This is a genomic window from Acinetobacter sp. YH16056_T, assembly GCF_024605895.1.
Lineage (GTDB): Bacteria > Pseudomonadota > Gammaproteobacteria > Pseudomonadales > Moraxellaceae > Acinetobacter > Acinetobacter amyesii.
Window position 1 is genome coordinate 1475118 of sequence record NZ_CP094545.1, and the last position, 22058, is coordinate 1497175.

Here is a 22058-nt window from a genome sequence, read left to right on the forward strand (position 1 = left end):
ATGAATGCCTTGTTTATGATTATTGCAGCAATATTGCTACTTGGACCGCTAATAGCGATTCATGAATTTGGGCATTATTTTGTTGCACGTAAACTGGGCGTAAAGGTTTTGGTGTATTCGATTGGTTTTGGCCCAACACTGCTCAAGTGGACGTCGAAGAAATCAGGTATTCAATATCAACTGTCTGCATTGCCACTGGGTGGTTATGTCAAAATGTTGGATGAACGTGAAGGTGATGTCGCAGCAGAAGACTTACCGAAAGCATTTAACAGACAACACCCTTGGAAACGTATTGCAATTGTTGCTGCAGGGCCACTCATCAACTTGGCTTTTGCTGTGGTGTTGTTTTGGATTTTATTTTTACCTGCACAGGAACAGCTGAATACGCGCGTAGGTAAAATTTTACCGAATACGCCTGCAGCAGCTGCGCAAATGCAGTCTGGTGATAAAATTACTGCCGTAGATGGCACTCAAGTATCCACTTGGGAGCGCTTGAATTATGCCTTGGTTGATCGTGTAGGTGAAACTGGCAATATTCAAATTCAAGCTGAACGAGCAGGGCAAATTCAAAACTTCAGTTTACCGATTCAAAGTTTCTTACGCGATCAAACTCAGTCACCACTCGATGTTCTTGGTTTTACACCGTATCGTCCTGAAATTCCTGCAGTGGTTTCAAAACTCAGTGAAGATGGCGCAGCAATACGCCAAGGGATGCAAGTGGGTGATCGAATTGTTTCGATTGATGGCGTAAAAATGAAAGACTGGTTTGATGTTGTACAAGTTGTACAAGCTTCTCCAGAAAAGTTACTTAAAATTGATGTTTTACGACAAAATAAAATTGTGCATTTAAGCGTGATGCCGCAAGGTAAGCGTGACCAAATGGGTAAAGTCACAGGGCTTTTAGGTGTACAAAGCGATCCGGGTAAAGTCAATATTCCAGCCGAATACAAACAAACCATTCAATACACGCCTGTAGAAGCGATGGGCAAAGCAGTAGAAAAAACAGGTCAGATCTCTAGTATGATACTGAATTCTATTGTAAAAATGGTGCGTGGATTGGTTGGTTTAGATAATTTATCTGGTCCGATTACCATTGCGAAAGTGGCTGGACAAAGTGCTGAAATGGGGTGGCAAACCTTCATTTCCTTTATGGCACTGATGAGTGTAAGTTTAGGTATTTTAAATTTACTACCAATTCCTATGCTCGATGGCGGTCATTTAATTTACTATTTTATTGAATTAATTCGTGGTAAACCTGTTTCTGAACAAATACAATTGGTTGGATTAAAAATTGGTATGGTATTGCTGGGTAGCATGATGCTACTGGCTCTATTCAATGACATTATGCGTTTATAAGAACGTTATACGAAATAAATTAACAGCGGAAAAGACTGGCATGCAGCACAAACATTTATTTATGCCATTGGCACTGGTTAGTGCTATGGCCGTAGCACAACAAGTATATGCAGCAGATGATTTTGTAGTACAAGATATTCGTGTTGATGGCTTAGTGCGTTTAACTCCTGACAATGTAGCCGGAATGATCCCATTCTCCGCTGGTGATCGTGTCAATGATCAAATCATTTCAAACTCAATTCGTAGCATGTTTGCGTCGGGTTTGTTTGATGATGTGAAGTCTTCACAAGTCGGTAATACCCTTGTATATACAGTGGTTGAACGCCCAGTAATTTCTAAAGTTGAGCTAAAAGGCAATAAACTTATTCCTAAAGAAGCCTTGGAAGAAGGCTTAAAGAAAATGGGTCTGTCCGAAGGTGAAGTTTTAAAGAAATCATCTTTGCAAACGGTTGAAACTGAATTAGAACAACAGTACATGCAGCAAGGTCGTTATGATGCTGATGTCAAAGTTATTACAACCGCTCAACCAAACAACCGTGTTAATGTCTTAATCGAGTTTGAAGAAGGCCAATCTGCCAAAGTATTTGATATCAATATCATTGGTAATACGGTCTTTAAAGAAAGCGAAATTAAACAAATTTTTGCATTAAAAGAAAGTGGTTGGAACTCGATCATTTCTCGTAATGACCGTTATGCACGTGAAAAGATGGCTGCGAGTTTAGAAGCTTTACGTGCGATGTATCTCAACAAAGGTTACATCAACTTTAACATTACCAATTCAAGTCTGAATTTGAGTGAAGATAAAAAACACGTCTTTATCGAAGTTTCGGTGGATGAAGGTGAACAATTTAAGTTTGGTAAAACTCATTTCTTAGGTGATACGCTTTATACGCAAACTGATTTAAACGCTTTAAAACTCTATAAAGATGGCGATTTATATTCACAAGAAAAAGTGAATGGTGTTAAACAACTTTTACTTCGTAAATACGGTAACGCAGGTTACTACTTTGCAGAAGTGAACATTGTTCCTGAAATCAATAAAGACACCAAATTGGTCGATTTAAATTACTATGTGAATCCGGGTCAGCAAGTCACTGTTCGCCGCATTAATTTTACAGGTAACTCGAAAACAGCTGATGAAGTTCTACGTCGTGAAATGCGTCAAATGGAAGGCGCATTAGCAAGTAACGAAAAAATTGATTTGTCTAAAGTGCGTTTAGAGCGTACAGGCTTCTTTAAAACCGTTGATGTTAAACCTGCACGTATTCCGGGTACGCCAGATCAAATTGATTTAAATGTGAATGTTGAAGAACAGCATTCAGGTACAAGTACTTTGGCTGTTGGTTTCTCACAAAGTGGCGGTGTAACTTTCCAAGCAGGTTTGAGTCAAACCAACTTCTTGGGTACAGGTAATGCAGTTTCTATCGATTTGTCACGTTCTGAGACTCAAGATTACTACAACCTCAGTGTAACTGACCCGTATTTCACTATTGATGGTGTACGTCGTGGTTATAATATGTACTACCGTAAAACCAAGTTAGATGACGACTATAACGTTAACAACTACGTCACTGACAGTTTTGGTGGTGGTATCAACTTTGGTTATCCGATCGATGAAAACCAAAGTATCAGTATGGGCTTGAATATTGATAATACCGAAGTAACTACAGGCCCATATGTTTCTACTTATGTGCGTGATTATTTACTAGCAAATGGTGGGAAGGCGACGGATACCACATCATTCTGTCCTACGGATGCGTCTGGTAACTCACAATTAACTGTGCCTGTATACAAAACTGATGCGAATGGAGATTTTGTACTAGATAGTGAAGGTAATAAAATTGTTACTCACAACACTTGCGCAGTACCTGAAGAATCATACGATAGTGCGTTTAAAGGTGATTTCTTAACTTATAACCTTAACTTGGGTTGGTCATACAATACCTTGAATCGCCCGGTATTCCCTACATCGGGTATGTCACACCGCGTCAATGCCGAAATTGCATTACCAGGTAGTGATGTTGAATATCAAAAAATCACTTACGATGCACAAGCCTATTTCCCACTGGGTAAAGACTTTGTATTACGTGGTTACGGTAAGTTAGGCTATGGTAATGATTTGCCGTTCTATAAAAACTTCTATGCAGGTGGTTTTGGTTCGGTACGTGGCTATGATAACAGTACTTTAGGGCCTAAATATCCTGGTGTGTATTATGATGCGCAAAATAAGGTTGACTATGATCCAGAAGAAGTGGGTGGTAATGCTTTAATTCAATTTGGTACTGAATTAGCTTTACCTGTGCCATTTAAAGGCGATTGGGCTCGTCAAGTCCGTCCAGTTTTATTTGCTGAAGGTGCGCAAGTATTTGATACGCAATGTGACGTTCCTAAATCTAGTGAAGACCGTCAATACTGTAAAGATAACTACGGCTTTGATATGAACAATATGCGTTATAGCGTTGGTGCAGGCTTTACTTGGATTACGATGATTGGTCCAATTTCACTCAGTTATGCATTCCCGCTTAATGATAAAGCTGGCGATGAAACAAAAGAAATTCAATTCGAGATTGGTCGTACGTTCTAAGTACGACCCTTCTGGGAATAACAAAATTACAGGTTGATAAGATGAATAAATTATTTGCTAGTTTGGCGGTATTGGGTATGTCGTGTTCTGCTGTGGTAAATGCAGCAGGTTACGGTGTGGTTGATTTAGAAAAGGTGGTGGATCAAAGTACTTATCTAAAACAACAAAATGCTCAAATTCAACAGCAGTTGAAACCACAAACCACTAAAATTGAATCACTGGCTAAAGAGCTGGAAGCAATGCAGCAAAAAGCTCAGCAGGGTGGTGATAAGTTGACTGCTGCGCAAAAGCAGCAAATGGGTCAACAGTATCAAACTAAACTTAAAGAGCTGACTGATTTACAGCAAAAAGTTCAAGCTTCGGTTCAAGGGAATATTCAGTCTTTAAATCGCACGATGGATACACGAATCAAGCAAGTTGCAGAACAATTGCGCACAGAAAATAAGTTAGATGTTGTTTTGAATAAAAATTCAGCACTTGCGTATGACCCTAAGTTTGATTTAACTGATAAAATGATTCAAAAGGTTAATGCAATTAAATAATCAATGAATTCTCAAAAATTCAGTTTAGAAAAGCTTGCTCAACTTGTTCAAGGTCAATGTATTGGCCAGCTAGATTTGCTATTCAGTGGAATGGCAAGTTTAGAGAGTGCTCAACCGCATCAGCTTGCATTTTTAAACGCAGATAAATATCTGAATGAAGCTCAACAGTCTCAGGCTGGTGCGCTGATTGTGACTGCAGAGATGCAGTCACAAATCCCTTCACAGCAAAACTTCATTGTCGTACCCAATCCGTATCTGGCTTTCGCTATTCTGACGCATGTTTTTGAAAAAAAATCTGTAGAAACAGGAATTGAAAGTACTGCCCAAATTCATCCTTCAGCAATCATTTCTGATACTGCTTATATTGGGCATTATGTGGTGATTGGTGCGAATAGCGTGGTGGGTGAAGGAACTCGAATTGAATCACAAGTGAAGATTGATCATGGTGTTGAAATTGGTAAAGATTGTTTTATCGATTCGCATGTGACGATTACTGGTGAAGCTAAGTTAGGTGATCGTGTACGTATCCATGCAAATACGGTGATCGGTGGTGAAGGGTTTGGTTTTGCGCCTTATCAAGGGAAATGGCATCGTATTGCTCAATTAGGTTCTGTACGCATCGGGAATGATGTGCGTATTGGCTCAAATTGTAGTATCGACCGTGGTGCTTTAGATGACACAATTTTGGAAGATGGTGTCATTATTGATAACCTTGTGCAAATCGCACATAACGTCAAAGTTGGTGCAAATACAGCAATGGCTGCGAAATGTGGCATTGCGGGTAGTACAACTATTGGCAAAAATTGTGTGCTTGCAGGGGCTGTTGGTATCGTAGGTCACATTAATATTGCAGATAATGTGACAATTACCGGTATGTCAATGGTCACAAAAAGTATTTCCGTTGCTGGAAGTTATTCTTCAGGCACGCCAATGCTTGAAAGTGGTTCTTGGAAAAAGGCAGCAATCCGCTTTAAACAATTAGCAGATGTGCCATTGACCCAATTGGTCAAACGACTTGATCATATGCAGTCTCAAATTGAGTCCCTTGAATCAACATTTAAATTGCGTAAATAATTATGATGACAGAGTCGAATACCCCAGCTTTCACAAAACCTGAATTACCAATGACTATTCAGACTATTCGTGAATATTTGCCACATCGTTATCCGTTTTTATTGGTTGATCGTGTTGTTGAAGTGACTGACAACGGGATTGTAGGCTATAAAAATGTAACGATTAACGAAGAATTTTTACAAGGCCATTTCCCTGAATACCCAATTATGCCGGGCGTGCTGATTGTTGAGGCATTGGCGCAAGTATCGGGTATCTTAGGTTTCATTATGAATAATGAGAAACCTTCAGCTGGTTCGTTGTTCTTATTTGCTGGTGCAGAAAAGGTCCGATTTAAAAAACAAGTCGTTGCAGGCGATCAACTTGTATTAAAATCAGAATTAGTGATGCAAAAGCGTGGCATTTACAAATATAATTGTGTTGCCACTGTAGATGGCGTAGTCGCAGCAACCGCGGAAATTATGGTTTCGCATCAGAAAACAGAGACAGCATGAGCAATAACGAATTAATTCATCCTACCGCCATTATTGACTCATCAGCAGTAATTGCTCCGGATGTGCAAATTGGACCATATTGTATTATTGGTCCTCAAGTCACAATTGGAGCGGGTACTAAACTGCATTCACATGTTGTGGTGGGTGGTTATACCCGTATTGGTCAACATAACGAAATTTTTCAATTTGCCAGTGTTGGTGAAGTCTGCCAAGACTTGAAATATGCTGGTGAAGAAACTTGGTTAGAAATCGGGGATCATAACTCGATTCGTGAACACTGTAGTTTACACCGTGGTACTGTTCAAGATCAGGGTCTAACTAAAGTTGGTAGTCATAATTTATTGATGGTGAATACACATATTGCACATGACTGTGTGGTAGGTGATCATAATATCTTTGCTAATAACGTCGGCGTTGCAGGTCATGTCCACATTGGTGATTATGTCATCGTAGGTGGTAACTCTGGTATTCATCAATTCTGTAAAATCGATTCATACAGTATGATCGGTGGTGCATCGCTTATTTTGAAAGATGTACCTGCTTATGTCATGGTATCTGGTAATCCAGCCCATGCTTTTGCCATGAACATTGAAGGCATGCGTCGTAAAGGTTGGTCTAAAAATGTGATTCAAGGTTTACGTGAATCCTTTAAATTGATCTATAAAGATGGATTAACGACGAATGAAGCGATTGAACGTATTCGTACTGAAATTTTGCCTGAAGTGGCAGAAGCGCAATTGTTGATCGACTCACTTGAGCAGTCTAAGCGCGGTATCGTACGCTAAATGCTGCGAATAAAAAAAGACACCTTATAAGGTGTCTTTTTTTTTTGCGTTAAAAAAAGTCCTATTTTTTAACAAAGCCTGCTTCTTCAGATTTTGGGTACTTTTGGGTAAGCTTGGTTTTGAGCTGCGTTGCTAAACTGCTGTTTCGATCTACGTCTTTTGCAATGCTATACAGTTGATATAACGCTCTAGGTGCACGAGTCGACTCAGGGTATTGATCTACTACAATACCATAGTTCTTTTTCGCTTCTGCGTAGTTAGTCGGTTCAACAGCAAGGTTGAATTCAGCTAGCCAAAAATATGCATTGCTAATATAAACACTGTTAGGATTATTTTTAATAAAATTTTTCATCGGTGCGATGGCTTTTTTCGCACCACCTTGTTTATATGCATCTAAAGCAACGGTATAAGCTGCTTTCTCAAGCTCAAGTGAGTCACCACCTGCATTTACAGGTTGTTTTGCAGATGAGCTTAATGTTGCTTGGGTCGTAGGTTGTTTAGCTGGTGTAGGGGCTATATTAGCTGCTACTGGGTGCAGTACCTTGTTGGTTATCCTCCGCAGCCTCTGTGTCTTCACTCGGATCTACTTTTTGTTGGAGTAGCTCTAAACGTTGATCTAAATCTGCATAGCGGTTTGTAAGTTCACTTTTTAATTGTTCGATAATATTGTCTTGCTCTTCCATTTTACCGCGTAAGCTACGCAATTCATTTTCGAGCTGTTGGTTCTTCTGCATGAGCTGCCAATTCAAATTGGTTGGCGTAGGGGTAGAGCCAGCACCTGTTTGAATGGCTGTATTATTTGCTGTATACACAGTGCCATTATCTGCGCCACTCAAACCGCGAGATTCAATTGGAATATTGGCAAATAGCGTACCTGAGCAAGTCAATGTAAGGGCACACAATACATGCTGTTTAAACATCATAAAAATTCCATGTAGTTGCAAGCATGTCCGTATTGAATAGTTTTATTACAGACTGCTTTAGATAAAACGATAAGCACATTAAAAACGCCAAAGTTCTGAATTGCAATAAGCTTTTACAATCTTGTTGTGTATTAAAGTAAAAATATAGTGATGATGTTTCACGTTTTCTACATCATCGACCATCATATTGATTTATAAATAATCAAACAGTGTTTTCTACTCAGGAATTCTTGGTTTTAGGCTTGCATGTTTATCAAAAATCTCTATACTCTGTTCTTGCAATGGTAGCCCTGCCGGTTACTTCGCAATTGTACTCTACAAACCCCGCCAGGACCGGAAGGTAGCAACGGTAGTAGAAATATGATGTGCCGAAGTCTTGCTGGTAGGGTTGCCACCAGTTTCAATCATAATAAATTAAACTTCCTCTCATTTTTTTAATCCTAGATTCTTCTTTATTTTATTTTTATTAATTCTTCATTTAGATCTATATCTTTGTTATTCGGCATCAAATTCTTTACGTGCAATCACTTTAAAAATCGTATCGAGATCGAATCCTCGATATTGTAAAAAACGTATTTGTTTGGCTTTTTGTTTTGGATCACGTTCAACAGCTTTGCCAAATTTTTTGATCTTGAGCTGGTAGGCTTCGGCGACCCAATCTGTTTCTTTTAATTCATCCTGAATTAATTCACTGTCTACTTTTTTATTTTTTAAAGCGAGCTTTATACGGTTGGGACCTTTACCTTTACGCTTTTGACTCGACAACAGCATTTCTGCTACACGTTGATCGCTTTGATAGTTCTCACGTGCGAGTTCTTCCACCAAGTGTATGACTTCTTCACGACTATCCGCATACAGTGCTAATTTTTCAATTAAATCCGCTTTTGAGTATTCTTTACGTGTGAGTACTGCAAAGGCGTAGGAGCGTAAACGAGAGCCGCGCAGTCCTGGTTTTTTTTCAGCATGAACATCTTTACCATTGGCATCAAAATGCAACGCAGAGTGATCGGTCACCGAAGTATTGTCATGTGAAATGTCAGTTTGTGCAGTATGATTTGCGCAGGTAGGTTCTTCAGCTTCTGCGAACTGTTGTTTTAGTGCTTCGTAGTCGAGCAAGAGTGGAAAATGGTCTTTAGTCATGGGGTCATTTTAATACAAATTTTGAGTGCAAAACAAAACGCCCCGTAGGGCGTTTCGTCTACTATTAAAGTATGCTGTAATTAAGCATCTAAAAAGTCTGGTTCTTCTTCGTCTTTGTCTTCTACAGGTGCTGTACCCGTAGTCAGAAGTTGTTCACGAATCAGTTTTTCGATAGTTTGCACAAGTTCAGGGTGTTCTTCTAAGTGGCGAATGGTATTGTTTTTACCTTGCCCAATCTTGTCACCTTGGTATGAATACCAAGCACCTGCTTTTTGAACAATTTCTTGTTGTACTGCGAGGTCAACAAGCTCACCTAAATGGTTCACGCCTTTACCATAAAGAATTTGGAAAATCGCTTCACGGAATGGAGGAGCCATTTTGTTTTTCACAACTTTCACTTTGGTTTCTGAACCAATGATTTCGTCGCCTTCTTTCACTTGACCAATACGGCGGATATCTAAACGTACAGATGCATAGAATTTAAGTGCATTACCACCAGTTGTGGTTTCTGGGCTACCAAACATTACACCAATCTTCATACGGATTTGGTTAATGAAGATCACCATACAGTTCGAACGTTTCGCATTACCGGTAATTTTACGCAGTGCTTGGCTCATCAGGCGAGCTTGTAAGCCCATGTGTGAGTCACCCATTTCGCCTTCAATTTCGGCGCGAGGGGTCAGTGCAGCTACAGAGTCGACAACGATCAGGTCAATGGCACCTGAACGTACCAGCATGTCTGCAATTTCAAGTGCTTGTTCACCATTGTCTGGCTGTGAAACAAGTAAGTTATCAATATCTACGCCAAGTTTACGTGCGTATTGAGGGTCTAATGCATGTTCAGCATCGATGAATGCACAAGTACCGCCAGCTTTCTGACATTGTGCAATAGCTTGTAATGTCATAGTCGTTTTACCAGAAGATTCAGGACCGTAGATTTCTACGATACGACCTTTAGGCAAACCACCAATACCTAGTGCGATATCTAATGTTAAAGAACCTGTAGAGACAGCTTCAACTGCCTGTACAGTATTATCGCCAAGACGCATAACGGTGTTTTTACCAAACTGCTTTTCAATTTGGCTTAAGGCCGCATTTAACGCCTTGCTTTTATTATCATCCATCTTACAACCTCAATACGATGTCACGAAACAATATACTCAAGTGGATGTATTCAGTTTAGATCTGTTCCACGAGGGTATAGTGACAGAAATCATCCTTTTGTTCTATGAAAATCACAACAGGTGCGACATGTTGTGACGCTTTAACTTAATCATCATTATAAGACCATTGCTGGTCAAACTGTTGATCATTTTCTCTTTTAAATTTACCAATATCTCGACGATCTTTTTTACTTGGTCGATGATCTGGCCGAGCTAGATTATGCAACTTTCTTTGGGATGCGAGCAATTCCCGTTTTGCAATACTGACCTCAGTTTCATCATAAAGCAGCTGAGCGGTGGGGGCAGGCCCACGAACATCCGACAGTGCTTTCACCACCACGGTTTTTTTCTCAAGGCCTTGGGCAATGGTTAATTCCATGCCTACACGAACTTCACGAGAAACTTTAACGCGTTCGCCATTATGATGAACTTTACCGCCTTCAATCGCATTTTTGGCAATAGAGCGTGTTTTAAAAAAACGTGCAGCCCACAACCATTTGTCTATACGCATACCAACTGCATCTTCGGCTAGATTTGATTTACGCATATTTTTTCTGTTCCTCGGCTTGCTCAGTCATTTGAGCTTCTAAAATAGGGATTAAATCTGTTAATGCGGACAGCATTGGATAATTACAAGTCTCGCGAGGCACTTTGGCAGATGAAGGCTGCTGAATCGAATAGAGCTGTTCAATCCCAAAAAGTTTTGCACCATTAAGCACTTTTTCTGTGTCATCAATGAAATAACAGTTTTTTGCATCGAAGGGGTGTTTGCTTGCTAATATTTGCCAAAACTCAATAAACTCTTTGGCATGACCGAGAGTTTCTGAACTGACGATAACATCAAAATAATCACGAAGACCGGTTTGTTCGAGTTTGAATTGTAAGCCTGCAAAGTCGGCATTGGTCGCAAGCCAAATAGGATAGCCATTTTCTTTAAGATAGGTAAGCAGCTCAATGCAGCCTTCGCGTTTGGCTACTTTGGCTTTTTGTTCTATCTGCATTTCCAGAACATCAACGCCAACTTGTGACGTCCAAAAGCGAGAGGAGTACCATTTTAGGGTATGATTATGCTGTTGATAAAAACTAAATAGGGTTTGCTTGCTTTGTTCGAGTGAGCACTGATGCTGTTCAGCATAGCGAATTGGCAGCAGCTCATTCCAAATGAAATCATCATAAGCAAGATCGAGTAAAGTACCGTCCATATCGAAAATGATAGTCGGCTTTTCTGAGTAATTTGGCATATAAAGGTATTCTATGTTTAAAACAACAACAGCACCGCAAGACCCACTGATTTTGCAGTTGGTTCCCATTGTGACACAAGCTTGTGAAATTTTGCGAGAAGAATATCGGCGTTATTGCTCAGGTGCAGATTTTGATGTGGAACGTAAAAGTGATGATTCACCTGTAACGCAAGCTGACTATCGTGCAAATAGCTATATTACCCAAGCATTATCTAAAGTTTCTAGCTTGCCTGTATTGTCAGAGGAAGGTGACAAGTCTGAACGTATGCAATGGCAAAAATTTTGGCTGCTTGATCCCTTGGATGGTACCAAAGAGTTTTTACATAAAAGACCTGAATTTACCATTAATCTGAGTTTGGTAGATGGGGCCAATACCACTTTTGCCATATTGGCGATCCCGGGGGAATATAGCGTATATATTTGCCCCTTTGCGGGACTGCCGCTGAAATATGATAGCCAGTCCACTGCATGGTATGAATATGTTCAAACCTCTGCAGAGAGTGTCGTACACGTTGGCTTGAGTCAAAGTGCCAAAAATAAGCCGATTTATACGGACTATCTAGACGCTTTAGAAAAACTCACTCCTTTTCAGGCCTACCATGCTGGTAGTGCATATAAGTTTTGTATGATGTTAGAAGATCGAGTGGATATTTATCCGCGTTTTCATCCGACTTGTGAATGGGATACGAGCGCTGGACAATGTTTAATCGAGCGTATTGGTGGTGGTTTGGTTGATTTTAAAGGTCGCGCATTTCTATATAACCAACGCACGACTTTATTAAATGGTGGATTTATTGCATTTAAAAATGCCGAAATGAAAGAATTGGCCTTAAATGCTTTGGCAAACATGCCTGACAAAACTTGAGCTAAATCGGGTTCATGCTATAGTGTCAGCACACTCCGTTAAATCTCCTGCATTTAAGAACTGTCAATTATGGCCCTAGATTTGCTCCCTCCTAGTATGCTGAAAGCAATAGACTTATTGCCGGATGAAAAGACGCCTGTAACATTGTTTACACGTCATTCCATTCGTGAAGTTGTACAAGGACAAGGCTTGGCCGGTTATGACTTGCAACTGACCCATCAAGGACGTGATTTAGCCGAAGCGTGGGGCAGCTATTTGGTTGAAAATACCGATCGTGTTATTCAGCACTGTATTTCGAGTCCAATTCAGCGCTGTGTGGATACGGCGGCATTGATGATTCAAGGTGCAGATAATGTCACGATTGAACCGAATACCCACCATATCGAGATCATTGAACAAGGATTATTGGTCGAGCCGGGAAGTTTTGTGCTCGATATTAAAAAAGCAGGACCATACTTTCAAAAGCAAGGTGCTTTAGGCTTTATCAATAGTTTTGTGAATAATGCTTTGCCGGGTATGAAACAGCCCATTCATGGGGTGGTAGATGTTTTGGAGTTGATTTACAACACTCATCCAACCAATGATTATGGTCTGAGTCTAGCGGTGAGTCATGATACGATTTTGGCTGCAATTCTTGCCATTATTTCAGGTAAAAATATCGTGACACGCGAAGACTGGCCGAAAATGATGGAAGGTTTATTTGTTTGGTTTGAAGGAGATGTATTCCTTGAGTCAAAACTGAAATGGATTTGGCGTGGAGAACTAAATGAATTAAATATTCGTGAATTTCAGCAGGCTGAGCAGCAACTCTAAGTATTTTTGCGCATACAAAATATTTAAAAAAGGCATCCATGTACGGGATGCCTTTTTATCTGCTTCAATATTTCATTAAATAAAAGATTAAATATTGGCTTTAATTCGTGCAGGATACTGATTTAAATCAATACTTGAACCGTCGTCACTATAAGGCCAGCGGCTAGTATTGACAGGGAGATGTTGTTGGTGGATTCGACTGTATTTGTCTGCGGCAATCAATGTGGCAATGTCATGATCTTTAATGCTATACGCTTGCACGAGTTCAACTGGATATTGTGTGCGTTCAAAAAATGCAGCTTCCGTTTCCCCTTGATGCAGCGCAAAGATGCGTTCTACAGCCGGTAAATACACGCCATATGCTAACCATGAGTCTACGCCTTGAGAGGCTTGAATCTCAGCGGTTGATTTCATATTTGAAATGACTTTACCTAAAATGTCTTTTTCACCTTTCGATGTAAAATATTCAATATATTGATTTTCTGCTTCTGCAAATTTTTCTAATGATGGCAAAAATTGGTTAATCGACATTTTTATCCCTCTTTTCATTTGTACAGCAATGGCTGCCTAGGATGAAAATTAAAATACCATAAAAAATATATGGGATTAAACCATTTCTAAAAGTTTTTATTTACAAAGTTTCTAAAAATATCCTGACAATTTTTGTCGGGAATATACGATTGTATTTAAAGGACTACACCTTAATTTTAGTTGATAAGTGAAGTACCTGTCACAGCAATCGTGATTCAGCCAATACTAAATATTTAGATTTAATTTGAATTGTTAATAAGTGACAAAACGCGGCAATTGAATGATTAATAAAAAGAAAATAGCATTATATTTGTTGTAACTTATTGATTTATATATTTTATGTAAGTCTCTTTATTGGATTTTTTTGTGGCTAATTGGGGAATAGTAGTGAAAAGTGTGATAGATTTTTCATATAACAAATTATCAATTTGTATTGTGTCATTCATGTTAGTTGCTTGTGGTGGTGGAGGCGGTGGTGATAGTTCAAGTGGTTCTGCATCAACTGCAAATTATCCAGAACCGACCCAAGACATAGTCGATGATACCAGTATTGGCTTTTATGACTACGATGCAAATGATGCTGTTCGTGAAATACGAAATGATTTAGTCGGCAACTTTTCAGCGCAAGTTCAATTTGGTCAAAGTCATGTCGTCGATCCGAATGCGAACGAAGCCAAGAAAATGCCACAGTTAACCAGTGAAAAAGAAGCGCTGCTTATCGTGACGCCAACACTTGATATGCAAAACATCAAGCAACTCAAAGTAGAAATCTATCAAAACAACCGCTTAATTCGTACCGCGACATTGGATGATCCAACGCAAATGCCTGTTTCAGACCAGAGTGGGCAAAGAGGTCGTCCAGATGTTTGGTACAGTAAACGCGCGTGGACCACGAAACTCAATTGGGATGAAGTTAAACCCGGTCTAAGATTAAAATTTATCGATGCAAATAAAGTCAGCGGTGAATTGGCTGAAGATAAAATCGATTTTGCTGCACCAGGTGAATTGGTTTTAAATAATATCCGTGTTGGTATGTTGGCAGATAAGCCAAATTCTACCGGTCACTATATGCTGCTTGAGCCTGAAAAAGCGGGTACCGATTATTTCCAAACCATTCCTGCAGCAGAAATGACCGTTGCACAATATGATGATATGCAGTTAACACGTGCAATGGTTTCCTCAGGTGTTATTTATGACAGTAAAAGTGCCGGAGATGGTGGTGTTTATGCAGGAGACATGCGTGAGGATGTCGGTAAATCAACCTTTAGTGTTGGTATAAACCTTGCTAACTGGGGTATTACCAGTGCATCTATGGCCAATCAAAGTCAGCCACAATTAACCCAAACAGTAGTTGTCCATCATACGAAGGGGAACTATGCCAATGGTGTGCATACTCATGGACTGAGTGGTGGTAATGGCATGCTCACGCTTTATGATTCTGTAGGGAATGAATTTAGCCATGAAATTGGCCATCACTATGGTTTAGGACATTACCCTGGTCAGGTAGGTGACAATCTATTTTGGGCTGCACATCATGCGGACAGTGGATGGGGTTATATTGCCAATCGCAATATAATGCGCGGAAATCTATCATGGACGGCGACATGGAAGTGGGATGGTAGCAATGGGATCCCAAATTTTAAAAATTTGTTCCCGTACGGAAAAGATGCCATGTCCGGCGGGTATCCTGATAGTAATGTATCACGCTACACACACTATACGGGTTACAGCACATTCCTGAAAATTCAACCGCACTTTGACCGTTATGTCTGGGATGAAACATCACCTACCGGCTACAAAAAGTGGAATAAAACCACTCGTGAAATGGAAGTCGCTCAACCGAAGATGCCAAATTCTACGGCTCCGGTTTGGTATAACGCAGATCAAAATTATCCACGACCACGGGTCTTTGGTCAGCCCGTAATTACCATTTTAGGGGGCTATGATCCAGTCAATCAAGTTGGTTTGTTGTATCCTGCGGCACGTTCAAACTGGGGTAATGTGTATGACTTAAATGCTGCCAATACCGCTTTGGATCAAGCGGCATGTTGGTTGAATGTGCAATACACGAATAAAGTCAACAATATTGCTTTAGCAGCTGTACGACTAGGTAGTAATGCCAATAAACTGCATGTCAATTTAGCTTTGGCAGATCAACCACAGAAGGTCAATTTATATTGTAAAAAAGCAGGTGAAGAAGCCAAATTATTAGCAAATATTGATATTCCAGTTTACAGCACAGCGATCAAGCCGGCCGTCAAAATTGGACGTCAGCATGGTTATAGTGCTTTGCGTGCTATCGAACTTCCTCAATTAGAAAGTGCTTTGGAAGCGCAAGCTGCAAATGCTGTTGTTGCTCTTAATCCAACTGAAAAAATGCTGTATGAGTCATATAAAAATGACAAGTCATTGATGAATAGTGTGGCGCGTCAGCAATTAACCCGTTATGAGTCGCAACAAAACACAGCATACCGACTAAATCGTTGGATGAATGTGTATGCACAAGACCTAACCAATCAAGTACCTGAGGCGCAAAGCGCGCTCGAAGCATTTATGAAAAAGCTTTCAGTCACTCAAGAAGGTATGTTTGAGCAGGCGACATTGATCAAAAATGGTAACAACTGTTTGAAATCTGAAACCTTAACTGATGGAACATTAAATTTATACATCAGTGGCCCAAGCGGTTGTACGGCGGATGATACTGAACAGTGGGTATATGATGCCATTGGTCGTATACACAGTAAGTCAAATCCAGATCAATGTATTACAGGCAACGGTGGTTCAGCTAAAGTGACGCTAGAACGTTGCGTGTTAAACCAAACCAACCAAATTTGGACCATGGACCCTGCGACTACAACGATTCGTCAAAGTGGTCAATGTATGGATTTAAATACGGGACGTTTGCAAAATAACCGTGCGGATTTAATTCGATATAGCTGTACCAATGGTGGCAATCAACGTTGGACAAATTTGACAGCAAGCCAAAACTTATTATGGACATATTTATCAGCGACGAATATGAAACTGATTAATAAATAATCTGTAAATAGAAAATAAGGTCCTTATTGGACCTTATTTTTTTGCCTTTAAAAATCGATAGGTACAAAAAAAGCCCTAAAAAGGGCTTTTTTTATCGCAACAAATTAGTTAGCTAAAGCTTTAACTTGTGCATTTAAACGGCTCTTATGACGAGCAGCTTTGTTTTTATGGATGATGCCTTTATCAGCCATACGGTCAATTACAGGAACAGCTTTTTTGTAAGCTTCTGTAGCGACAGCATAATCACCAGCAGCAATAGCAGCTACTGTGCGTTTAAGATAAGTACGAACCATAGAACGTAAGCTTGCGTTGTGTTGACGTGCTTTAACGTTTTGACGAGCACGTTTTTTTGCTTGAGCAGAGTTTGCCACTCGTGCACTCCTTGAAATAGATTGGTCTGGGCGGGCTGAAATTACATCTGAAAACCAACATCAGAAGAACTATCACCAGCCCGTAAACAAGTGCCATATTGTGATTAAACTAAGCGCTTAAGTCAAGTCTTGACATGCTTTGACAACATTTTAGATGCAGAAAAATTTTAAAGAAAACGTTAGATTAGTCTAAAGTTATTGAGATTGTATGAAAAATGACTAAAAGTATAGAGAATGCAATTGTCATTGGGGCAACAGGATTGGTCGGGCGGGAACTGGTTCGTCAGCTCAGTCAAAATGCAAGATGTAAGAATATTACTGCTGTGGTACGTCAGCGTGACCATGAACTGAATGGACTGGCAAAAGTTCAACAAATGGTGATCAGTGACTTTCTTTCTCTGACTCAGGATGATGTGAGAGATTATAGTCATGCCTTTAGTTGTTTAGGTTCGACCATTAAAAAAGCAGGGTCTAAAGATCATTTTTATCATATCGATTTTAGCATCAATACGCATTTTGCTGAATTATTAGAATATACAGATACACAATTGATCATTGTCAGTGCTATGGGCGCTGACGCCAATTCCGCATTTTTTTATAATCGAGTCAAAGGGGAATTGGAATATTATTTAAAAACCTTAAAGTTAAATCAACTTTCGATATTAAAGCCTTCGCTGTTACTTGGCGAGCGTCATGAATCTCGGCGTTTAGAAGATGCGACACAGAAACTTTATATGCGCTTTTCGCATTTTGTACCAGACCGTTTCAAATTTAAGCCAGTGACAGCACAGCAAGTGGCTCATACTATGGTCGATGCAGCACAAACTCAGACTGAAAAGTTCGAGATTTATGATAATTTACGCATACTAACAATTAAATGAGGGAAATACCGTGTCTACAGTTCCATTCGTCACCTGTGATTTACTTGATGATCATCCAGATAAAGAATTACAAGTGGTGATCCCGTCGTTGGATGGTAAATTCTTTCAAAGTTATGGTGCACGAAAAAGTTTTGGCGGTCAGGTGATGACGGTCAAATGTTTTGAAGATAACTCTCGTGTTAAAGAATTATTGGCAACCGATGGTACGGGTAAAGTATTGGTTGTGGATGGTGGTGCGTCGATGCGCTGTGCCTTGATGGGTGATATGATTGCTGAATCTGCAGTTAACAATCATTGGAATGGCGTCATTATTTACGGCTGCGTGCGTGATGTTGATGCGATTGCCGAACTTGATTTAGGTGTGCATGCTTTGGCTGCGATTCCACAAAAAAGTAACCGCAAAGGCGTGGGTGAAACAGATATTCCATTAAGTTTTGGTGGTGTAAACATTCAGTCTGGTGATTTTATTTATGCTGACAATAACGGCATTGTTGTTTCAAAAGAGCAATTGGTTGTTCTTTAAGTGGGTTTGAGTTTTTAGTCATGGAATCAGTTGGCATTGCTTACTTATATACGACGATATAAATCTGGAAAAAATACAAACTTCAGCTGAGGACTCTCGGCTGTTGTATAAAAATACGAAATAAAAGAAGAAAGGAAGAATATATGTTGTTGCATCAATTAAAAGTGGCGCAAGCGTTGCTCTCAGGCGTAGCAGAGGGCGGACGTGGTACAAATGGAACGCCTTATCCGAAACAACCTGAAAAAGCCCTTAAACTGTACGAATTTGAAGGTTCTCCGTATTGTCGTCGTGTACGTGAAGTTCTGACCACGCTCAATTTGGATTATGAGGTCTACCCATGTCCAAAAGGGGCTAAAAAGTACCGTTTGGATGTGCAAAAATTAGGTGGAAAACAACAATTTCCTTTCTTGGTAGATGACAATACTGGGGATCGTTTGTACGAATCACAGCAAATTATTCATCATCTATTTAAACATTATGGCAAAACAGGCCAAACCCCTAAGAAATATGCCAGTTATCCTAAAATTCCGTATGTTGCCTATGTTGGTACCTTAATTAATGGGGCTCAAGGGGTGTGGGTGCAGCGAAAAGCCATTCATCGTGATGCACCAACTCAACTGTTAGAACTGTGGGGCTTTGAAGCGAGTCCATATACACGCATCGTACGTAGTGCATTGTCTGAAATGGAGTTGGCATATACCTTTCATAATGTGGCTAAGGAGCGTTGGCAAGATCAGGGATTAGCGGTAATGCGCCTAAAACCTGGTAAATATGTACCCCTGAAAGGCGGTAAGCGTGAACAAGTGTTAAAAATCATGGGGAACAATATTCAAGTGCCATATTTGAGAGATCCCAATACAGGTGTTGAACTTTTCGAATCTGAAAAAATTGTAAAATATCTGAAGAAGCAATATTTGAGCTAATCTCACTCAAGTTTAAGCTAAGTGCAGTGTATAGTCAGACTGATGGCTATACACATATTGTAATGTTAAATGGATTTAAAATTAGAAGAAAAATGCATCATAGCTGCATCAATTGAATTAGAATAAATTGTTAAAAAATAAGAAATTTACTTAATTATAGGGATATCCTAAAAGGATTAAACTGATTAATGTAAAAGACATTTCATTTTTTCGGGGGAAGTAAATCATGTCACCACAAGAAGTCATACTACCCGTACCGGTGCTCGTCGTTGAAGATGAGGAAATTATTCAATTACGTTTACGTCAAATTTTGACAGAGCTGGGTTATAAGCGTGAAGAGCTTATCTTCACCAAAAATGTTAAAGAATCTATTCAAGCCGTAGAGACCCAACCGATATCCTTAGCCTTAGTTGACTTAGGTTTGCCTGATGGTAGTGGTATCGAAATTATTGAAAAAATACGTTCCCTCGAAAGTAATACCATGATCTTGGTTGTCTCTGCATGGAGTACACAAGAAAGCTTATTTGCCGCAATTAAAGCAGGTGCAACGGGCTATGTATTAAAAGAACGTGATGATGCTGAAGTACTTTTATCTATTCGGAGTATTTTACGTGGTGGGGCGCCGATTGACCCATTTATTGCACGAGAAATCCTTAAACAAATATCCGAAGCCGAAGCGCCAAGTCCAGAACAAACAGTCGCCGATGAAGCAGACCTGAACCTCTTGACCAGTCGTGAAAAAGAAATTTTATGTTTGGTTGCTCAAGGTTTGAGTAACCGTGAGATTGCTGAACAGCTTTTTGTTTCTCGCTATACGGTAGAAAGCCATATTAAACATATTTATCGCAAATTAGCCGTAACGAAACGAACCAAAGCCGTGAGTACAGCAAGATCTATGGGTATTCTATAATGCGTAAAGGAGGATATTTTTTCTTATTTATCCTCTGTTTAGTATGGGGGAGCTTGAGTCATGCAGAGCAAGTTTTCCCTGTAAATGATCAATGTAATGTAACTGTGAATAGCATTTCACGGGTGAAGACACCATCCAATCAAGAATTACCCAGAACTGGATGGAAAACCACGCAATTACCTGACCGTTGGAAAGAAGATAAAGACTGGGAGGGTTATCAAGGTGGTGCTTGGTATAAATTAGACTGGTCTTGGTACTGTAAAAATAATGCGCGTTTGGCAGAACCCATCGCACTATATGTTGATTACATTATTAATACGGGTTCAGTCTTTCTGAATGGCGACTTGCTGTGGACCAATAAAAATCTTCAAGAACCGGTCTCTAAAAGTTGGAATGTTGCACGCTATTGGATTTTACCGATAAGTGGAATCAAGCATGATCATAATGAAACCTTGATCTATGTTTATGGCTACTCGAGTCTAAATGCTGGCTTGGGTCCGGTGAAATTTAACAATGTCATGGCAACAATAGAGCAGGCCGAAGAAGCCACTTGGACTCGTCGAACCATATTACAATTAAATATTTTTCTTTCCGGGGTCTTGGGTCTAATTTGCTTCATTATTTGGTTGATGCGTCGCAGTGATACGAGCTTTGGGTGGTTTGCGCTTTCAACCGTGTTATGGATTCTATTTATCAGTAATGCACTGACCACTGAAACCTTTCCATATCCAAATTCGATTTTTTCCACCAAAGCCAATTTGATATTTTCAATGCTGTACTTTCAGTGTTTTAGCATCTATATCTTGCGCTTTGTTGGACGTAAATTTCCGCGAATTGAATTGTCCTGTACTATGCTCACTGCGGCTCTGATTGGTGTAGTGTGTATTTGGCCATTTGAACAAAATGCGGAAATTTCGAGCCTCATTTTCTTATTATATTGCATCCTCTTTTTTATCACTTACATTTATCTTTGCTGGATTAGTTTTAAAGAAAAACGTAGAGACTACACTTTATTAGCAATGTGTATGACTGCGATCATTGTGATTGTTATTGCAGACATCACAGCCTTGGTATTCTTTCCAAAAGAAGGTTTTACACCGTTATCTCCCTTTACTTCACCGATTATTACCCTATTTATCGTGGTGATTTTGGGGGCGAGGCTCAATCGTAATATTCAGAAAATTGAAAAATATAATGATGATTTGGCATTTGAAGTTCAGAAAGTCAGTGATGAATTATGCAGTAGCCTAAACGATAAACATCAGCTTGAACTCAGTAATGTACGCCTACAAGAACGAATTAAATTATCACATGATCTACATGACGGTCTGGGCGCATCTATTGTGCGCTCGATGATCTTGGTTGATCAGTGTGAAAGTAATATTCCAAACAGACAGTTCTTGTCGATGTTGAAATTACTACGGGATGATTTAAGGCAAATTATTGATAGTGGATCATCTTTGGACAGCAAAGTGCCAGATTCACCCTTGCTATGGATTGCACCAGTTCGACATCGTTTTAGTCAGTTGATGGATGAAGTTGAAATGAATGCCAAATGGTGCATTCCTTCGCAGTGGGCGATCAAACCAACAGCAATTCAGTGCCTGACTTTAATACGAGTAATTGAAGAAAGCCTGACCAATATTGTGAAACATAGCCAAGCTAATCATGTCAATGTAACGCTGTCACATTTCGAGAATGGCGCATTGTTATTAACCATTGAAGATGATGGCGTAGGTTTTGATGTTGAGAGTGTTTCAAATCATGGCATGAGTATCGGCATGCGAAGTATGAAAATGCGTGTAGAACGGATAGGTGGGAATTTCAAAATTCATTCTCAGCAAGGCTGCACGATTATTCATACAGAAATTAATTTAAAATCAGCTGCATAAATATCTCTAGA

At 39.7% G+C, this 22058-nt stretch carries 20 protein-coding genes, 1 other RNA gene and 1 pseudogene; 15 read left to right on the top strand and 7 right to left on the bottom strand.

The features are described 5' to 3' along the window. From rseP to lpxA, 6 genes are read left to right on the top strand one after another with little or no spacing between them, the layout of a single operon-like run. A complete protein-coding gene (gene rseP, locus MST17_RS07405) occupies positions 1-1356 on the top strand; it encodes an RIP metalloprotease RseP (protein ID WP_078193531.1) in 1356 nt (451 codons plus the stop codon). 40 nt (positions 1357-1396) lie between these two features. Next, a complete protein-coding gene (gene bamA / locus MST17_RS07410; RefSeq protein WP_180007770.1) occupies positions 1397-3940 on the top strand; it encodes an outer membrane protein assembly factor BamA in 2544 nt (847 codons plus the stop codon). A gap of 41 nt (positions 3941-3981) precedes the next feature. Continuing rightward, positions 3982-4482 carry an OmpH family outer membrane protein gene (locus tag MST17_RS07415; RefSeq protein WP_180007771.1) on the top strand — a complete coding sequence of 167 codons (501 nt, stop codon included), beginning with the start codon at positions 3982-3984 and terminating at the stop codon, positions 4480-4482. 3 nt (positions 4483-4485) lie between these two features. Beyond that, on the top strand, positions 4486-5556 hold the full coding sequence (gene lpxD / locus MST17_RS07420; protein WP_180007772.1) for a UDP-3-O-(3-hydroxymyristoyl)glucosamine N-acyltransferase: 1071 nt from the start codon (positions 4486-4488) through the stop codon (positions 5554-5556). Between the two features lie 5 nt (positions 5557-5561). Next, complete coding sequence (gene fabZ / locus MST17_RS07425; RefSeq protein WP_171263789.1) at positions 5562-6047, top strand: 3-hydroxyacyl-ACP dehydratase FabZ; 486 nt, start codon at positions 5562-5564, stop codon at positions 6045-6047. Further along, positions 6044-6832, top strand: a complete 789-nt coding sequence (gene lpxA, locus MST17_RS07430) for an acyl-ACP--UDP-N-acetylglucosamine O-acyltransferase (protein WP_168377606.1) — start codon at positions 6044-6046, stop codon at positions 6830-6832. Before fabZ ends, lpxA begins: the two co-directional genes overlap by 4 nt. A gap of 61 nt (positions 6833-6893) precedes the next feature. On the opposite strand, the pseudogene MST17_RS07435 reads toward lpxA, so the two are convergent. Then, a pseudogene (locus MST17_RS07435) lies at positions 6894-7755 on the bottom strand (YbgF trimerization domain-containing protein). Between the two features lie 291 nt (positions 7756-8046). Between MST17_RS07435 and ffs the strand changes: the two are divergent. Beyond that, positions 8047-8143: signal recognition particle sRNA small type (gene ffs / locus MST17_RS07440), an RNA gene on the top strand. A gap of 107 nt (positions 8144-8250) precedes the next feature. Here the strand turns inward: ffs and MST17_RS07445 are convergent. From MST17_RS07445 to MST17_RS07460, 4 genes are all read right to left on the bottom strand, one after another. Then, complete coding sequence (locus MST17_RS07445; RefSeq protein WP_180004627.1) at positions 8251-8895, bottom strand: regulatory protein RecX; 645 nt, start codon at positions 8893-8895, stop codon at positions 8251-8253. 80 nt (positions 8896-8975) lie between these two features. After that, a complete protein-coding gene (gene recA / locus MST17_RS07450; protein WP_078193524.1) occupies positions 8976-10019 on the bottom strand; it encodes a recombinase RecA in 1044 nt (347 codons plus the stop codon). Between the two features lie 145 nt (positions 10020-10164). Beyond that, positions 10165-10605 carry an RNA-binding S4 domain-containing protein gene (locus tag MST17_RS07455; protein ID WP_168377604.1) on the bottom strand — a complete coding sequence of 147 codons (441 nt, stop codon included), beginning with the start codon at positions 10603-10605 and terminating at the stop codon, positions 10165-10167. Then, the gene (locus MST17_RS07460) at positions 10598-11299 is read right to left on the bottom strand and encodes an HAD-IA family hydrolase (RefSeq protein WP_180027018.1); all 702 of its coding nucleotides are present in this window, start codon (positions 11297-11299) and stop codon (positions 10598-10600) included. The genes MST17_RS07455 and MST17_RS07460 overlap by 8 nt, the downstream gene beginning before the upstream one ends. 13 nt (positions 11300-11312) lie before the next feature. Here MST17_RS07460 and MST17_RS07465 point away from each other — a divergent pair, with 13 nt between their 5' ends. Beyond that, entirely contained in the window at positions 11313-12164 is an 852-nt protein-coding gene (locus MST17_RS07465; protein ID WP_180027019.1) for a 3'(2'),5'-bisphosphate nucleotidase CysQ, read from the top strand. Between the two features lie 69 nt (positions 12165-12233). Then, entirely contained in the window at positions 12234-12977 is a 744-nt protein-coding gene (locus MST17_RS07470) for a histidine phosphatase family protein (RefSeq protein WP_078188709.1), read from the top strand. Between the two features lie 87 nt (positions 12978-13064). On the opposite strand, the gene MST17_RS07475 is transcribed toward MST17_RS07470, so the two are convergent. Further along, positions 13065-13508: a hypothetical protein gene (locus MST17_RS07475; protein ID WP_180004630.1), complete on the bottom strand. Its 444-nt coding sequence runs from the start codon at positions 13506-13508 to the stop codon at positions 13065-13067. 444 nt (positions 13509-13952) lie between these two features. On the opposite strand from MST17_RS07475, the gene MST17_RS07480 reads away from it, so the two are divergent. After that, on the top strand, positions 13953-16547 hold the full coding sequence (locus MST17_RS07480) for a M66 family metalloprotease (protein WP_180027020.1): 2595 nt from the start codon (positions 13953-13955) through the stop codon (positions 16545-16547). A gap of 104 nt (positions 16548-16651) precedes the next feature. On the opposite strand, the gene rpsT is transcribed toward MST17_RS07480, so the two are convergent. Then, a complete protein-coding gene (gene rpsT / locus MST17_RS07485) occupies positions 16652-16918 on the bottom strand; it encodes a 30S ribosomal protein S20 (protein ID WP_078188707.1) in 267 nt (88 codons plus the stop codon). Between the two features lie 215 nt (positions 16919-17133). Between rpsT and MST17_RS07490 the strand changes: the two genes are divergently transcribed. The 5 genes from MST17_RS07490 (at position 17134) to MST17_RS07510 (ending at position 22047) form a co-directional block, all read left to right on the top strand. After that, positions 17134-17799, top strand: coding sequence for an NAD(P)H-binding protein (locus tag MST17_RS07490; protein WP_180027021.1), 666 nt, complete (start codon positions 17134-17136; stop codon positions 17797-17799). Between the two features lie 10 nt (positions 17800-17809). After that, complete coding sequence (gene rraA, locus MST17_RS07495; RefSeq protein WP_168377554.1) at positions 17810-18322, top strand: ribonuclease E activity regulator RraA; 513 nt, start codon at positions 17810-17812, stop codon at positions 18320-18322. A 143-nt stretch (positions 18323-18465) separates the two neighbouring features. After that, complete coding sequence (locus tag MST17_RS07500) at positions 18466-19245, top strand: glutathione S-transferase N-terminal domain-containing protein (protein WP_180027022.1); 780 nt, start codon at positions 18466-18468, stop codon at positions 19243-19245. A 226-nt stretch (positions 19246-19471) separates the two neighbouring features. Continuing rightward, a complete protein-coding gene (locus MST17_RS07505; protein ID WP_078188703.1) occupies positions 19472-20155 on the top strand; it encodes a response regulator transcription factor in 684 nt (227 codons plus the stop codon). Positions 20156-20208: 53 nt separating this feature from the next. After that, on the top strand, positions 20209-22047 hold the full coding sequence (locus tag MST17_RS07510; RefSeq protein WP_306669802.1) for an ATP-binding protein: 1839 nt from the start codon (positions 20209-20211) through the stop codon (positions 22045-22047). The last annotated feature ends 11 nt before the right edge of the window (positions 22048-22058 follow it).

Coding starts and splice junctions, on each gene's coding strand:
- MST17_RS07505 (WP_078188703.1), top strand. CDS start 19,472: ATGTCACCACAAGAAGTCATACTACCCGTACCGGTGCTCGTCGTTGAA.
- MST17_RS07445 (WP_180004627.1), bottom strand. CDS start 8,895: ATGACTAAAGACCATTTTCCACTCTTGCTCGACTACGAAGCACTAAAA.
- MST17_RS07465 (WP_180027019.1), top strand. CDS start 11,313: ATGTTTAAAACAACAACAGCACCGCAAGACCCACTGATTTTGCAGTTG.
- MST17_RS07460 (WP_180027018.1), bottom strand. CDS start 11,299: ATGCCAAATTACTCAGAAAAGCCGACTATCATTTTCGATATGGACGGT.
- MST17_RS07455 (WP_168377604.1), bottom strand. CDS start 10,605: ATGCGTAAATCAAATCTAGCCGAAGATGCAGTTGGTATGCGTATAGAC.
- MST17_RS07500 (WP_180027022.1), top strand. CDS start 18,466: ATGTTGTTGCATCAATTAAAAGTGGCGCAAGCGTTGCTCTCAGGCGTA.
- recA (WP_078193524.1), bottom strand. CDS start 10,019: ATGGATGATAATAAAAGCAAGGCGTTAAATGCGGCCTTAAGCCAAATT.
- lpxA (WP_168377606.1), top strand. CDS start 6,044: ATGAGCAATAACGAATTAATTCATCCTACCGCCATTATTGACTCATCA.
- MST17_RS07480 (WP_180027020.1), top strand. CDS start 13,953: ATGTTAGTTGCTTGTGGTGGTGGAGGCGGTGGTGATAGTTCAAGTGGT.
- MST17_RS07470 (WP_078188709.1), top strand. CDS start 12,234: ATGGCCCTAGATTTGCTCCCTCCTAGTATGCTGAAAGCAATAGACTTA.
- lpxD (WP_180007772.1), top strand. CDS start 4,486: ATGAATTCTCAAAAATTCAGTTTAGAAAAGCTTGCTCAACTTGTTCAA.
- MST17_RS07415 (WP_180007771.1), top strand. CDS start 3,982: ATGAATAAATTATTTGCTAGTTTGGCGGTATTGGGTATGTCGTGTTCT.
- MST17_RS07475 (WP_180004630.1), bottom strand. CDS start 13,508: ATGTCGATTAACCAATTTTTGCCATCATTAGAAAAATTTGCAGAAGCA.
- fabZ (WP_171263789.1), top strand. CDS start 5,562: ATGACAGAGTCGAATACCCCAGCTTTCACAAAACCTGAATTACCAATG.
- rseP (WP_078193531.1), top strand. CDS start 1: ATGAATGCCTTGTTTATGATTATTGCAGCAATATTGCTACTTGGACCG.
- MST17_RS07490 (WP_180027021.1), top strand. CDS start 17,134: ATGACTAAAAGTATAGAGAATGCAATTGTCATTGGGGCAACAGGATTG.
- bamA (WP_180007770.1), top strand. CDS start 1,397: ATGCAGCACAAACATTTATTTATGCCATTGGCACTGGTTAGTGCTATG.